General features: G+C 64.7%; 12 protein-coding genes. 10 read left to right on the top strand and 2 right to left on the bottom strand.

Annotated features, from left to right (window positions below; translation table 11 throughout):
- Window positions 1-151 precede the first annotated feature (151 nt).
- Both AU252_RS06590 and AU252_RS06585 read left to right on the top strand, forming a co-directional pair.
- The gene (locus AU252_RS06590; RefSeq protein WP_058930037.1) at window positions 152-1,360 is read left to right on the top strand and encodes a sensor histidine kinase; all 1,209 of its coding nucleotides are present in this window, start codon (window positions 152-154) and stop codon (window positions 1,358-1,360) included.
- Window positions 1,357-2,037, top strand: a complete 681-nt coding sequence (locus AU252_RS06585) for a response regulator transcription factor (protein ID WP_056342479.1) — start codon at window positions 1,357-1,359, stop codon at window positions 2,035-2,037. The genes AU252_RS06590 and AU252_RS06585 overlap by 4 nt, the downstream gene beginning before the upstream one ends.
- Window positions 2,038-2,143: 106 nt before the next feature.
- Here AU252_RS06585 and AU252_RS06580 read toward each other — a convergent pair whose 3' ends face one another.
- Window positions 2,144-2,689, bottom strand: coding sequence for a hypothetical protein (locus AU252_RS06580; protein WP_058930036.1), 546 nt, complete (start codon window positions 2,687-2,689; stop codon window positions 2,144-2,146).
- 270 nt (window positions 2,690-2,959) lie between these two features.
- On the opposite strand from AU252_RS06580, the gene AU252_RS06575 reads away from it, so the two are divergent.
- From AU252_RS06575 to AU252_RS06540, 8 genes are all read left to right on the top strand, one after another.
- Window positions 2,960-3,442, top strand: coding sequence for a CarD family transcriptional regulator (locus AU252_RS06575; RefSeq protein ID WP_026266570.1), 483 nt, complete (start codon window positions 2,960-2,962; stop codon window positions 3,440-3,442).
- A gap of 133 nt (window positions 3,443-3,575) precedes the next feature.
- Window positions 3,576-4,382, top strand: a complete 807-nt coding sequence (gene ispD / locus AU252_RS06570; RefSeq protein ID WP_058930035.1) for a 2-C-methyl-D-erythritol 4-phosphate cytidylyltransferase — start codon at window positions 3,576-3,578, stop codon at window positions 4,380-4,382.
- Between the two features lie 2 nt (window positions 4,383-4,384).
- Window positions 4,385-4,882, top strand: a complete 498-nt coding sequence (gene ispF, locus AU252_RS06565; RefSeq protein WP_058930034.1) for a 2-C-methyl-D-erythritol 2,4-cyclodiphosphate synthase — start codon at window positions 4,385-4,387, stop codon at window positions 4,880-4,882.
- A gap of 73 nt (window positions 4,883-4,955) precedes the next feature.
- Complete coding sequence (gene cysS / locus AU252_RS06560; protein WP_058930033.1) at window positions 4,956-6,413, top strand: cysteine--tRNA ligase; 1,458 nt, start codon at window positions 4,956-4,958, stop codon at window positions 6,411-6,413.
- 69 nt (window positions 6,414-6,482) lie between these two features.
- Window positions 6,483-7,472 carry a 23S rRNA (guanosine(2251)-2'-O)-methyltransferase RlmB gene (gene rlmB / locus AU252_RS06555; protein WP_058930032.1) on the top strand — a complete coding sequence of 330 codons (990 nt, stop codon included), beginning with the start codon at window positions 6,483-6,485 and terminating at the stop codon, window positions 7,470-7,472.
- Window positions 7,473-7,728: 256 nt separating this feature from the next.
- Complete coding sequence (gene glgX, locus AU252_RS06550; RefSeq protein WP_058932790.1) at window positions 7,729-9,840, top strand: glycogen debranching protein GlgX; 2,112 nt, start codon at window positions 7,729-7,731, stop codon at window positions 9,838-9,840.
- A gap of 18 nt (window positions 9,841-9,858) precedes the next feature.
- Window positions 9,859-10,344, top strand: a complete 486-nt coding sequence (locus AU252_RS06545; protein ID WP_058930031.1) for a ribonuclease domain-containing protein — start codon at window positions 9,859-9,861, stop codon at window positions 10,342-10,344.
- Window positions 10,345-10,352: 8 nt separating this feature from the next.
- The gene (locus AU252_RS06540; RefSeq protein ID WP_058930030.1) at window positions 10,353-10,709 is read left to right on the top strand and encodes a barstar family protein; all 357 of its coding nucleotides are present in this window, start codon (window positions 10,353-10,355) and stop codon (window positions 10,707-10,709) included.
- Between the two features lie 57 nt (window positions 10,710-10,766).
- On the opposite strand, the gene glgP is transcribed toward AU252_RS06540, so the two are convergent.
- Complete coding sequence (gene glgP / locus AU252_RS06535; protein WP_205630646.1) at window positions 10,767-13,385, bottom strand: alpha-glucan family phosphorylase; 2,619 nt, start codon at window positions 13,383-13,385, stop codon at window positions 10,767-10,769.
- Window positions 13,386-13,461: the final 76 nt, after the last annotated feature.

Here is a 13,461-nt window from a genome sequence, read left to right as displayed (position 1 = left end):
TGTCGCCATTCGGCACTCCAACATATAACTTTGTCAGCGTGCGGTAAACGATTAGTCGGTTGTAGATGAACGTTAGCTGAACCGTCCCCGTAATGGGCCATGACGCACCGTCTCGACAGGAACCACGGCCTAAGCTGGATGTGTGGATCCTATGCTCATCGGTGTCATCGCCGGCCTGGTCGGCCTGTCGCTCGGCACTTTTGGCGTGCTCGCCTTCAGGATCAGCGAAAAGCAGCGCAAGCTTGTTGATGTCGACGTGGACGAACTCGCTTTGCCGGCCGGCGCCGCGGAAGTGCTGGCCGTCGTCGGACGGGCTTTTGTGGTGGTTGACGCCGTGGACGGTGTGGTGCGCGCCAGCCCGGCAGCATATGCGTACGGACTGGTTCGCGGCCACACGGTGGTCCACAAGGAATTGCTGGACATGACGGCCGGCGTGCGGCGCGACGGCGTGATCCTGGAAAAACGGCTGGAGCTCCAGCGCGGTCCGCTGGGCCACGGAACCATCATCGTGCAGGTCCGGGCGGCCATGCTCGGCGAGGAATATATCGTGCTGCTGGCCGACGACCGCACCGAAATTACCCGCACGGAAGAGATCCGCAACGACTTCGTGGCCAACGTGTCCCACGAGCTGAAGACCCCGGTGGGCGCAATTTCCCTGCTGGCCGAGGCCCTGGAGTCCTCGGCCGACGACGAACAAGCCGTTCGCCGGTTCGCCAAGCGCATGCACAAGGAGTCAAGCCGGCTGGCCGCCCTGGTCCAGGACATCATCGAGCTGTCTCGCCTCCAAGGTGCCAGCGTGTCCCAAGAGGGCAAGGCCGTGGACATCAACGCGGTCATCACTGAAGCGGTGGACCGTTCCCAGCTCCCTGCTGAAAGCAAGAACATCCGGATCGTGGTGGGGGAGCGGGTTGAGGCCACCGTTTTTGGTGACCGGGACCTGCTGGTTACCGCCCTGCGTAACCTGATCGACAACGCCATCCGCTACTCCCCGGAGAACACCAGGGTGGGCGTGGGCGTCCGGTCAAAGGACGGGCTGATCGCAGTGTCGGTCACGGATCAGGGCGAGGGGCTGACCCCGGAGGACCAGGAGCGCGTGTTTGAGCGCTTCTACCGGGTGGATGCGGCGCGTTCGCGCCACACGGGCGGAACGGGCCTGGGCCTTAGCATCGTCAAACACGTTGCCTCCAACCACGGCGGTGAAGTGACATTGTGGTCACGGCCCGGCCAGGGTTCCACTTTCACCCTCCGGCTGCCTGAGATGGAAAGCCAGGACGCACCGGATACCGCAGGTGTCAAAGAACCAGCCGTACACGTGCGCAGAAAAGAACGCGGCGTACATGAGCAAGGAGCTAGCGCTTGAGCAGGATTTTGATTGTCGAAGACGAAGAATCGTTCAGTGATCCGTTGTCCTATCTACTGGGCAAGGAGGGGTTCGAGGTAGAAGTGGTTGACAACGGCCTCGACGCCATCACCGAATTCGACCGGAACGGGGCGGATCTGGTGCTGCTGGACCTGCAGCTCCCCGGCCTGTCGGGCACTGAGGTCTGCCGCCAGCTGCGGCAGCGCTCCAGCGTTCCGGTCATCATGCTGACGGCCAAGGACTCCGAGATTGACAAGGTGGTTGGCCTGGAGCTTGGCGCTGATGACTACGTCACCAAGCCCTACTCCTCCCGCGAGCTGGTGGCCCGCGTCCGAGCCGTACTCCGCCGGCAAGGTGAACCTGAGGAACTGATCTCGGCCACAGTCCAGGCCGGCCCTGTCCGGATGGACATCGAACGGCATGTGGTCAGCGTGGATGGCCAGCAGGTCCTCTTGCCGCTGAAGGAGTTCGAGTTGCTGGAAATGCTGCTGCGCAACTCTGGCCGCGTACTCACCCGCGGCCAGCTGATCGACCGGGTCTGGGGTTCGGACTACGTGGGGGACACCAAAACCCTGGACGTGCATGTCAAGCGGCTGCGCGGCAAGATCGAGCCCGACCCGTCCATACCGCGTTTCCTGGTAACCGTCCGCGGCCTGGGCTACAAGTTCGAGCCGTAGGCCTCTCCGCCGTATGGCACGCCGGGCATCAGGCGCACCAGAGTTCAAGTGCACAAAAAGGAGGGGCTCCCCGCGGGGAGCCCCTCCTTTTGTGCTTTGCTGCTGCTTAGTGGGCCGCACCAGTGCCGGTGGCCGACGGCGACGGACTGGGTGTGGCGGATCCGGTCGGTTCGCTGCCGGCCGGCAGGTACTCCTTGTACTCCGCGAGGGAACCATCCAGGACAGGCACGCGGACAGTCTTGCTCACGTTGGTGCCGTCTTCGGTGATCTTCACATCGACGAGGGAGCCGGCGATGCCGCCGCTCGTGCTGAGGATGGCTTCATCCGTGGAGTCGTTGAGCAGGGTGTAGGAGTTGGCTTTCACCGGCACCTGCGTCTGTGAACCCTCAGCCCCGTTGAGGGTGAGCTTGACGTCCTGCGAAGAGGAGTTGTAAACGGCGCCGAGCAGGCGGCCGGGCTTGTCTGCGCCGGCGGAGACAATCAGCATGTTGCGCAGCTGCAGCGGACCCAGGTCGGCGCGGATACCGTCCGACGCCGCGTACTGGTGAGAAGTCTGCTGGGGGTTGATGTAGCCACAGCCGGTCATCGTCGCCAGGGCGAGGGCCAGGGAACCTGCCGCCAGTGCCAGTTTGCCGCCCTGGGCCCGGTTCATCGCAGTGAAACGCACGTCACGTACTCCTCGAGAGTCTTGAAACATTATTCAGCCATAGCCTAGCGGCAAACCGGCCCAAACGAGGATTCCGCACGGTCATATTGCCCTTGGCAGCAGGCCGCGCATGCACTATTATCTGCATTCGTCAAGGGGGCGAAGGGGGTCTATTCTGCCCATTTTCCGCGTATTTCCGGGGTTCCGGGGCCGGTTCGAGGCCAGTCATATGCCTGAATCGTGATAAACTGGTCTGCGGGAAAGGGGAATGTCCACATGGTATTTGAGGTCGGCGAGACAGTAGTTTACCCTCACCACGGTGCTGCAAAAATTGAAGAAATCAAGATGCGCACTGTCAAGGGCGAAGAGAAAATGTATCTCAAGCTCAAGGTGGCTCAGGGTGATCTGACCATTGAAGTTCCAGCAGAGAACGTTGACCTTGTTGGGGTCCGTGACGTAGTGGGCAAGGAAGGTCTGGAGCACGTATTTGATGTTCTCCGGGCTGAGTTCACTGAAGAACCCACCAACTGGTCGCGCAGATACAAGGCAAATCTGGAGAAGCTTGCTTCCGGTGACGTCATCAAGGTAGCAGAGGTTGTTCGCGACCTCTGGCGCCGTGATCACGATCGGGGCCTTTCCGCAGGTGAGAAGCGCATGCTGGCCAAGGCCCGTCAGATTCTGATTTCAGAACTTGCACTGGCTGAAAAGACTGATGAAGAGAAGGCTGCAAGCGTTCTCGACGAGGTCCTGGCTTCCTAAGAATTGAGCCCCGGGGGTACGCAAGTGCCTCCGGGGTTTCTTTTTGCCCTTTTTCGGTTCAGTCCGCAGCGGCAGGCGCGTCGCGCGGGTGGGGTTCGGCACGCCGGGCAGGCAGGCACGTAGGCTGGACCGCATGAATAACGGACTTCCCCGCCCCGTCACCGCCGTCGTCATTGTGGCCGCAGGTTCCGGTGAGCGGCTGGGTTACGGCATGCCCAAGGCGCGCGTGCCGCTGGGGAGTGACGCCATCCTCACCCATGCCCTCCGGGGCGTCGCTGCCGCCGGAGTCGCACGCCAGATCTGTGTGGCCCTGCCGCCTGGCGATACGGTCCTGCAGGAATTGTGCGCGGCCTTCGCCGAGGAACTCCGGGCGGGGCACGATGACAACCAGGAGAACCCGCTTCCCGTGCTGACAACGGTCGACGGCGGTGCCACCCGTGCCGCTTCCGTGCGGTCAGCGTTGGCGGCCTTGCTGGACGGCACCGAAGCTGTGCTGGTCCACGACGCCGCCAGGGCGCTGACGCCCGAGTATGTTTTCCACCGTGTCGTCGATTCCCTGGCTGCCGGCGCCGTTGCAGTGATTCCTGCCGTACCGGTGGTGGATACGGTGAAGATGGTTACCCCCACGACCGGTGACGACAGCAGCATCGCCCCGGAACTCGTGACCGGGACCGCGCCGCGGGAGGAGCTCCGTTCGGTCCAGACGCCCCAAGGGTTCCGCCTGTCCACACTGATCCAGGCCCATCAGGCAGCGGCGGACTTTGACGAGAAACAGGCTGCCGCGGTCACCGACGACGCCATGCTGGTGGAACTCCTGGGAGTTCCCGTGCACGCCGTCCATGGCTCTACACAGTCATTAAAAATCACCACGCCACTGGACCTGATCATTGCCGAGGGGCTGCTGGAAGGCCCGCTGGGCATCCGCTGGGTGGAGGGTTAGGCATGAGTGAAGCCAAGATGATCCTGCCGCGCACGGGTATCGGCCTGGATGTCCATGCCTACGCGTCCCCTGACCTTCCCCGTCCGCTCTGGCTGGGCGGGCTGTTCTGGGAAGGCGAGCGTGGACTGGCCGGGCATTCGGACGGGGACCCGGTGGCCCACGCAGCCGCCGACGCCCTGTTCTCGGCCGCCGGCATCGGGGACCTCGGCACGCATTTCGGCACCGACCGTCCGGAGTTCGCCGGAGCCTCCGGCGTCACGCTCCTGACCGAGGCGGCAAGGCTTGTCCGTGCCGCCGGCTTTGAGATCGGCAACGTGGCAGTGCAGTTCGTGGCTACCCGGCCCAAATTCGGCCCGCGGCGGGAAGAGTCCCAACGCGTGCTGAGCGAGGCGGCAGGGGCGCCGGTCAGTGTCACGGCCACCACCAGCGACGGACTCGGTTTCACCGGCAGGGGCGAGGGCATTTCCGCCGTCGCCACCGCTTTGGTCTATCCCCGGTGATTCAACGCAGCGCTGTTCAGGCCGGATAAGGCGCGGGGGCCGGCACACAGGCCTTTTCCGCTAATCTGGAGCGGTGACTCTCCGCTTCTATGACACCGCGTCCGCCGAAGTCCGTGACTTCGTTCCTCTCGTCCCGGGAAAAGCGAGCCTGTACTACTGCGGAGCCACTGTGCAGGGCATGCCCCACGTAGGTCACATCCGCTCGGCGATCGCCTTTGACCAGCTCACCCGCTGGCTCGAGTACCGGGGGCTCCGGGTCACTGCGGTCCGCAATGTCACGGACATCGATGACAAGATCCTCGTCAAGTCTGCCGAGTCATTCAGCCCGGACTTCGAAGCCGGACCGGATACCGTCCGCGAGGAGGAATGGTGGGCCCTGGCCTACCGCTACGAGCAGGCGTTCCTGCAGGCCTACGACACGCTCGGCGTTTCCCGCCCCACTTATGAGCCACGGGCAACCGGCCATATCCCCGAAATGCATGCGCTGATCCTGCAGCTGATCGACCGCGGCCACGCCTACCCGGCGCTGGACGATTCCGGCGACGTCTACTTCGACGTGCGGTCCTGGGACAAGTACGGGTCACTGACGCGCCAGAACATTGACGACATGCAGGGTGCCCCGGACGCGGATCCCCGGGGCAAGAAGGACCCCCGCGACTTTGCGCTGTGGAAGGGCTCCAAAGAAGGAGAGCCGACGACGGCGAGCTGGGCCTCGCCCTGGGGCGCCGGACGTCCGGGCTGGCACCTGGAATGCTCCGCCATGGTCACCAAGTACCTCGGCACCGAATTTGATATCCACGGCGGCGGACTGGACCTGCGCTTCCCGCACCACGAAAACGAAATGGCGCAGTCCCAGGCCGCAGGGCATGGTTTCGCCAACTTCTGGATGCACAACGGTATGGTCACGTACCAGGGCGAGAAAATGTCCAAGTCCATCGGCAACACCATCAGCCCTTCGGAGATGCTGGACATCGCGTCGCCGCGGGTGGTCCGCTACTACCTTGGGCAGGCCCACTACCGCTCAGTGCTGGACTACCGCCCCACATCGCTCGACGAGGCCGCCGCCGCCGTCGAACGCATTGACGGCTTCATCAGCCGCGCCGTTCGGGCCCTCGCCGCCGGTGGGAACTACACCTTCGCCACCTATGGCAAGGTTCCCGAGGCGTTCGAGAGCGCCATGGATGACGATCTCAACGTGCCGCAGGCCCTCGCAGTGGTCCACGAAACAGTCCGTGCCGGCAACACTGCCTTGACGGAGGGGAAGCTGGAGGACGCACAGCAGGCGCTGCACAGCGTGCATGACATGCTGCGGGTCCTGGGCCTGAATGCGGTGGCGTCCGGCCCGGCGTCGGACGCCCGGGAATCGGCCGCCCTCGACGTCCTGGTGGAAGCCCAGCTCGCTGCCCGCACTCAGGCCCGGGCCACCAAGGACTGGGCTGCCTCCGACGCCATCCGCGACACGCTGAAGGCGGCCGGCGTCGTCGTCGAAGATGGCCCAAATGGCGCTACCTGGAGCCTGCAACGGGACTGAACCGGCGATTTTACTTGATTCAGTAGACTGGTAAGCAGACTCAGTCAAACAATCAAGGGTGGAAAAATCATGGCCAACAACGGTCGCCGGTCGGTCAAAGCAAAGAAGGGGCCAACCATCGGAACCGGTGGTCATGGCCGTAAGGCCCTGGAAGGCAAGGGTCCCACGCCCAAGGCGGAGGACCGCCCGTACCACAAGGCGCACAAGAGCAAGCAGCTTGCCGAACGTTCGGCCGCCAAGCGCGGCACGGGTGCCCGCAGCGCCGGAGCCTCCCGCACGGGTCCCAAGGGCCGCGCCACCGAGGAAGTCGTCACCGGCCGTAACTCCGTGGTGGAAGCCCTCCGCGCCGGGATCCCCGCGAAGGCCCTGCACATCGCCATCCGGATTGAAATGGATGACCGTGTCAAGGAGTCGCTGAAGATCGCCGCCGAACGCGGTATCCCGCTGCTTGAGACCGGCAAGCCCGAACTTGACCGCATGACGGACGACGCTATCCACCAGGGCCTGGTCCTGCAGATCCCGCCGTACGAGTACCAGGACGCTTATGACCTGGCCGAGGAAACCGTGGACCGCTGGAAGAAGGGCCACGTATCCAACGCCCCGCTGTTCGTTGCCCTGGACGGCATCACGGACCCGCGCAACCTTGGTGCCATCATCCGCTCCGTCTCGGCCTTCAGCGGCCACGGCGTCATCGTCCCGGAACGCCGCTCCGTGGGCGTCACAGCCTCGGCCTGGAAGACCAGCGCCGGCGCTGCCGTGCGTGTTCCGGTGGCACGTGCCGCCAACCTGAACAGTGCCCTGAAGCAGTTCAAGAACATGGGCATCTTTGTCTTAGGGCTCGACGGCGACGGCGACGTTTCGCTGCCTGACCTCACCCTGGCCGCCGAGCCCGTCTGCATTGTGGTCGGTTCCGAAGGCAAGGGCCTGAGCCGCCTGGTCCGCGAAAACTGCGACCAGATCGTCTCCATCCCGATCAACTCCGCCATGGAATCGCTCAACGCCTCCATGGCCGTTGGCATCTCCCTGTACGAAATCTCGAGGCAGCGCGACGTCAAGTAGTCCTCGGTGCGGCGGAGGCCGGACTTTTGCCGGCTGCTGCGCTCGTTCCTCACGCAACAACGCAGCCTACGCAAAAGCCCGGCCTCCGCCGCGACTGCCCCTCGGTGGTCGAGCCTGTCGAGACCCTTCATGCCACATCACGGCACGAGGGGTCTCGCTCTCGGGTTAGAACTCCCGGCGGTTTGCCCGGACCCTTGGATGTCGTCATAAAAGCACCGGTGCAGTTCAACAACCGCTGGCCGCTACCATGGACGTGATGGTCATGCCGCTTTTCGATACCGCTTCCACCAGGGATGCCTCTTCGGCATATCCGCTCGGTGTCAGCGTCCCGCGCCCGGGATCGGGAGCGGATTACGGCGTGCAGTCCAGCGCCAACGTGGCCGTGTACGCCCCGGCTGTGGAGAACCTTGAGATTGCCTACAAGGCCCCGGGCAGCGAGTGGCATCTGCAGACCCTGCCCAATGTCACGCACGGCGTGCACCATGGAATTGTTGAGGATTTCCCGTACGGATCGCTGTACGGTTTCCGTGCCACGTCCAAGGCGGACCCGTTGCCGCTGGCGGTCCCCATCGTGGACCTGGACGACGACGGCGGGCAGCCTCTTTTGCTCGATCCTTACGGCCGGGCGGTGGACCAGCGGGAGGGTTTCCTGACGAGCGTCCGGATGGCCGGCGATTTTGACTGGGGCACCGACGAACTTCCCCGGACGCAGTGGCGGAACACCATCATCTACGAGGCCCATGTCCGCGGCCAGAGCATGCTGCATCCCGATGTCCCCGAGGAGCTGCGCGGAACCTACGCCGGAATGGCCCATCCGGCCATCATCGAGCATTTCAAGAGCCTGGGCATTACCGCTGTCCAGCTGCTCCCGGTGCACTTCCACCTCGATGAGCTGCACCTGCAGAACCTCGGCCTGACCAACTACTGGGGCTACAACACGGCCGCTTTTTTCGCACCGCACGCAGCCTATGCGACGCAGGCGGCGCGGGATGCCGGACCGCACGCCGTCCAGGACGAGTTCAAGGGAATGGTCAAGCTGCTCCACGCGGCAGGGCTGGAAGTGATTCTCGACGTCGTCTACAACCACACTGCCGAGGGCGGCCCGGACGGCCAGGCCATCAGCTTCCGCGGACTCGGTGAGGACACGTACTACCGAACGGATGGCCACGGGAAGTACATCGACACTACGGGCTGCGGCAACAGCCTGAATTTCGGCCAGCCCAGGGTGGTCCAGTTGGTGCTGGATTCCCTCCGGTATTGGGTGGACGAATTCCACATCGACGGCTTCCGTTTCGACCTGGCCGTGACGCTCTGCCGGAACGCGGACAACGAGTTTGATCCCCGGCACCCGTTCCTGGTGGCTGTGGCCGCCGATCCCGTGCTGTCTGACGTAAAACTGATCGCCGAGCCCTGGGACGTCGGCTACGGCGGCTGGCAGACGGGACGGTTCCCGGGCGGCTGGGTTGACTGGAACGACCACTTCCGGGACGGCGTCCGCTCCTTCTGGCTTGCCGACCGGGCGGCCATCGAAGCCGGCGGGCAGGGCGGGTCCGTGGCGCGGCTGGCTGATGCCCTATCCGGGTCTGCCGGGCTCTTTGAAGCGTCGGGCCGTTCCAGGCTGGCGTCGGTCAACCTCATCACGGCACACGACGGCTTCACGCTCAACGACCTTGTGTCCTACGACCGTAAACACAACGAGGCCAACGGCGAGCAGAACCGGGACGGGCACGGGGACAACCGCAGCTACAACCACGGTTTCGAAGGCCGGAGCGAGGACGAGAGCATCCTGGCGCAGCGGTCGCAGTCCCGGCGGAACCTCATGGCGTCCCTGATGATTTCGCTCGGTGTGCCCATGATCACCGCCGGCGACGAGCTGGCACGCACGCAGCAGGGAAACAACAACGCCTACTGCCAGGACAACCCACTGGCATGGCTCGACTGGACGCGTACGCCGGAATCCGCAGAGATGCTCCGCAGCACAAAGCGCTACGTCCGGCTGCGCAAGGAGTTCCTGGCAAGCCAACCCCATGATTTTCCGGCTCGGGATGAGCAGTCCTATATCTACTGGTTTGATCACGCCGGACAGCCCATGTCCATGGATCAGTGGAATGATCCCCGGCACCGGGTCATGCAGCTCCTGCTTGGCTCGGACGACGGCACGCTGGCGGGCCTCGTAGTGGTCAACGGCAGCGGCTCCGACGTGAATATCACCCTTCCGGAACTCAAGAATGACGACGGAACGCCGCGCAGGATGTTCGAACTCCGGCTGACAACGTCGCCGCTTCACGAGCTTCGACAGGGCAGCCGCGTGGCGTCCGGCGAGATGGACAGCATCGAGGCGAACTCGATTAACATCTACCGCACGTAACTGCGGAGGGGACCAAAATTGCGCAACCGCTCCATTGCCTTGCTGCTGACCGGGCTGCTGGCCATAGCGGTGTTCGCTTTCGGCGGCCCTGGGCTCCTTGAGACTCTAGCGGGAAGTACGACGCCGGCAGCCAGTTCCAGCGCGGCCCCGGTCCCGGGTGCTCCCGTCCCGGGTCCTGCGGAGGTTCCGGCCCCGGCGGTAGTTCCCGCCAACCCGTCCGGGTTGCCCGCGATCAAGGAATCCCAGCTGCCGGCCGAAGCTCGGACTACCCTTGCCGCCATCCGTGCCGGAGGCCCCTACCGCTACAGCCAGGACAACAAGACGTTCGGCAACTTCGAGCGCATTCTCCCGCGGCAGGGCTCAGGCTATTACCGCGAGTACACCGTGCCCACGCCGGGTGAATCCGACCGGGGAGCCCGCCGCATCGTCACCGGCTCCGAGGGCGAGAAGTACTACACGCAGGACCACTACGACTCGTTCAAATTCATCGCAGAAGGCAGCTGAACACCCTCATGAAAATTTACTCCGCCGACACCTGGACCATCGAAGAACTCAAGGAACAGGTCGCCGACGCCGGCCGCCGCAGCCTGGTGGTCCCCGCCGCCGACAGCAAGAAGGCTGTCCTGGAAACCTTCGGCGAAGTGCTCGCCTTCCCTGAGCACTACGGCGTGAACATGGACGCCCTCAACGATTCGCTGCACGATTTCGCGGACAGCATCGGCGAGAACGGTAGCGCCCCGGTCACGGTCCTTTGGCAGGTGGCCGCAGCGTTCCGGGGGGACAGGTCCTTTGGGATCATCTGCGAGGTCCTCCAGGATGCCGAAAGCTACGCCGGCCGTGACCTCGCGGTCACGGCCGTGCTGCTCTAGTTAAACCGATTGGCCCCCGCTGTCCGGAAGACGGCGGGGGCCAACAAATGCGGCGGATCAGGCGTTGACGATCAGCCCCAGCTCGGCCTTGGAAGCCAATGCCTCGTGCCGTGGCAGGACGCGGACGGTGTAGCCAAAGGGACCGGAGCGGTCTATGACGAGCGAGCCGCTGAACAGGTGGCGCCCCTCGCCCAGGTCCTCTTTCGAGTTCAACTCCATCAGGGTGACGTCCGCCAGGGTGTCGCTTTCCTCGGCACGGCCATAAGCCACCTCCACGGACACGTCCTCCGGTGAGAGGGTGTGCAGCGCGATGTAGGCATTCACCTGCAGGGTGTCTCCGATCTGCGGGTCCTCGGAAACGCCCACGGAGTCCACATGTTCAACGTGCAGCAGAGGCCACGCCGAACGTACCTTGGCAGTCCATGCCGCCAGCACACGGGCCTGGGCGTAGGAGTCGGCAACGGCCCTGCGTCCGGCCTCAGCGGCGGGCCGGTAGAGCACGTTGACGTAGTCGTGCAGCATGCGCTCCGCGGAAACGGCCGGGCCCAGATGGGACAGCGTGTGCTTGATCATTGACACCCAGTGCGTCGGGACTTTCTCGGTGCCCGTGGTGGACGGTCCGGCAGCACCTGCGCTGTCCGACACCGTGTTCCCATAGAAGCGTGGCGCCACCTGAGTTTCCAGGAGTTCGTACAGCGCCGCCGCCTCGATGTCGTCCCGCTCTTCGGGGGACGCGTCGTTGTTGGCGGTGGGGATCGCCCAGCCGTTCTCGCCGTCGTACATTTCATCCCACCAGCCGTCCATCACCGAAAGGTTCAGCGAACCGTTGATGGCGGCCTTCATGCCCGATGTACCGCACGCCTCCAGGGGGCGGAGCGGGTTGTTGAGCCACACGTCGCAGCCCGGGAACAGCGTCCTTGCCATCGCGATGTCGTAGTTCGGCAGGAAAGCGATGCGGTGGCGGACCTCGGGGTCGTCGGTGAAGCGGACCAGATCCTGGATCATCTTCTTCCCGGCGTCATCTGCCGGGTGGGACTTTCCGGCGATCACCAGTTGGATCGGGTGCTCCGGATGCAGCAGCAGCGCCTTGAGCCGGTCCGGCTCGCGAAGCATCAGCGTCAGGCGCTTGTAGGTGGGGACGCGCCGGGCGAAGCCGATGGTCAGCACGTCGGAGTCCAGGACACTGTCGGTCCAGCCCAGCTCGGCGTCGGCGGCGCCGCGCTTCTTCCACGCAGCCCGGAGCCGGCGGCGTACGTCCTCCACCAGGGCCGTGCGCATTTCACGGCGCAGCGCCCACACATCAGCATCGCTGACGTTGTAGGCAAGGTCCCAGCGGCCCAGGGCTTCGGCCTCGGTGCCGAACTGTTCCCGCGCGAGCCGGGAAATGCGGCCGTCGACCCAGGTGGGCACGTGGACGCCGTTGGTAACGGACGTGATGGGCACCTCGGAGTGGTCGAACCCCGGCCACAGGGCCGAGAACATCCCGCGGGATACCTCGCCATGGAGCTTGGCGACGCCGTTGGCCCGCTGTGCCAGCCGGAGCCCCATCACCGCCATGTTAAAGACTGACGGATTGCCGTCGGCGTAGTTTTCCCGGCCCAGCTCCAGGATCCGGTCCACGGGTACCGCGGGCGCCAGCCCGGCCTGGAAGAAGTGGTGGATCTGGGAAATCTCGAAACGGTCGATGCCGGCCGGAACGGGAGTGTGGGTGGTGAAGACGGTGGACGCCCGGCCGGCGGCGAGGGCTTCGTCGAAGCTGAGGGCGGCGTCGCCGGCCATCAGTTCCTGGATGCGCTCAACCCCCAGGAAGCCGGCATGGCCCTCATTGGTGTGGAACACCTCGGGCGCCGCGGTTCCGGTCAGCTGCTGGTACGCGCGCAGCGCCTTGACTCCGCCCATGCCCAGCAGGAGCTCCTGCTGGAGCCGGTGGTCTCCGCCGCCGCCGTAGAGGCGGTCGGTGATGCCGCGGGCGGCGTCGTCGTTACCGGGAACGTTGGAGTCCAGCAGCAAGAGGGGAACGCGTCCGACGTCGGCACGCCAGATGTGTGCCAGCAGCCGGCGCCCGTTGGGGAGCGGGAGTGAGATCTGCAGGGGGCGGCCGTTGCCGTCGGCGGACGGCTCGCGAAGCAGGGTGAGGGGGAGGCCGTCAGGGTCGAGCACCGGGTACGTTTCCTGCTGCCAGGCGTCGCGGGAGAGTGACTGCTTGAAGTAGCCGGCCTGGTACAGCAGGCCAACCCCGATCAGGGGCACACCCAGGTCCGAGGCGGCCTTGAGGTGGTCGCCGGCCAGGATACCCAGGCCGCCGGAGTACTGCGGCAGGACTTCGGTGATGCCAAATTCGGGGGAGAAGTACGCGATGGCGGCCGGGGCATCCTCGCCCAGGCCCTGGTACCAGCGGGGTTGCTCAAGGTACCGGTCAAGGTCCTCGGCTGCGGCGCGGACCTGGTCTACGACCGACTGGTCGGCGGCGAGGCGCTGGAACTCTTCGCGGCTGACCCGGCCCAGGAAACTGATGGGATCCTGGTCGGATTCCTCCCAGATGCGGGGGTTCAGGCCAGCGAAAAGTTCACGGGTGGGCCGGTGCCAGGACCAGCGCAGGTTGGTGGCCAACCGGGCCAGCGGCCTGATGGGTTCCGGGAGGACTGTTCTGACGGTAAATCTGCGGATTGCCTTCACCTGCGCCACACTAACCGACAACATCAACGTCTGGAACCGCTTTGGCTTTCTTTTAGGTAAATGACAGTTGGCGTGG

The organism is Pseudarthrobacter sulfonivorans (assembly GCF_001484605.1).
GTDB classification, from domain to species: domain Bacteria; phylum Actinomycetota; class Actinomycetes; order Actinomycetales; family Micrococcaceae; genus Arthrobacter; species Arthrobacter sulfonivorans_A.
The sequence above is the reverse complement of the archived record's forward strand: the minus strand, read 5'-3'. Positions and strand labels throughout refer to the sequence as shown.

Bases quoted from the DNA above. Each gene is read 5' to 3' on its own strand.
- rlmB (WP_058930032.1), top strand. From the start codon at position 6,483: ATGGCCAACAACGGTCGCCGGTCGGTCAAAGCAAAGAAGGGGCCAACC.
- AU252_RS06590 (WP_058930037.1), top strand. From the start codon at position 152: ATGCTCATCGGTGTCATCGCCGGCCTGGTCGGCCTGTCGCTCGGCACT.
- AU252_RS06575 (WP_026266570.1), top strand. From the start codon at position 2,960: ATGGTATTTGAGGTCGGCGAGACAGTAGTTTACCCTCACCACGGTGCT.
- AU252_RS06540 (WP_058930030.1), top strand. From the start codon at position 10,353: ATGAAAATTTACTCCGCCGACACCTGGACCATCGAAGAACTCAAGGAA.
- glgX (WP_058932790.1), top strand. From the start codon at position 7,729: ATGGTCATGCCGCTTTTCGATACCGCTTCCACCAGGGATGCCTCTTCG.
- ispF (WP_058930034.1), top strand. From the start codon at position 4,385: ATGAGTGAAGCCAAGATGATCCTGCCGCGCACGGGTATCGGCCTGGAT.
- AU252_RS06580 (WP_058930036.1), bottom strand. From the start codon at position 2,689: ATGAACCGGGCCCAGGGCGGCAAACTGGCACTGGCGGCAGGTTCCCTG.
- ispD (WP_058930035.1), top strand. From the start codon at position 3,576: ATGAATAACGGACTTCCCCGCCCCGTCACCGCCGTCGTCATTGTGGCC.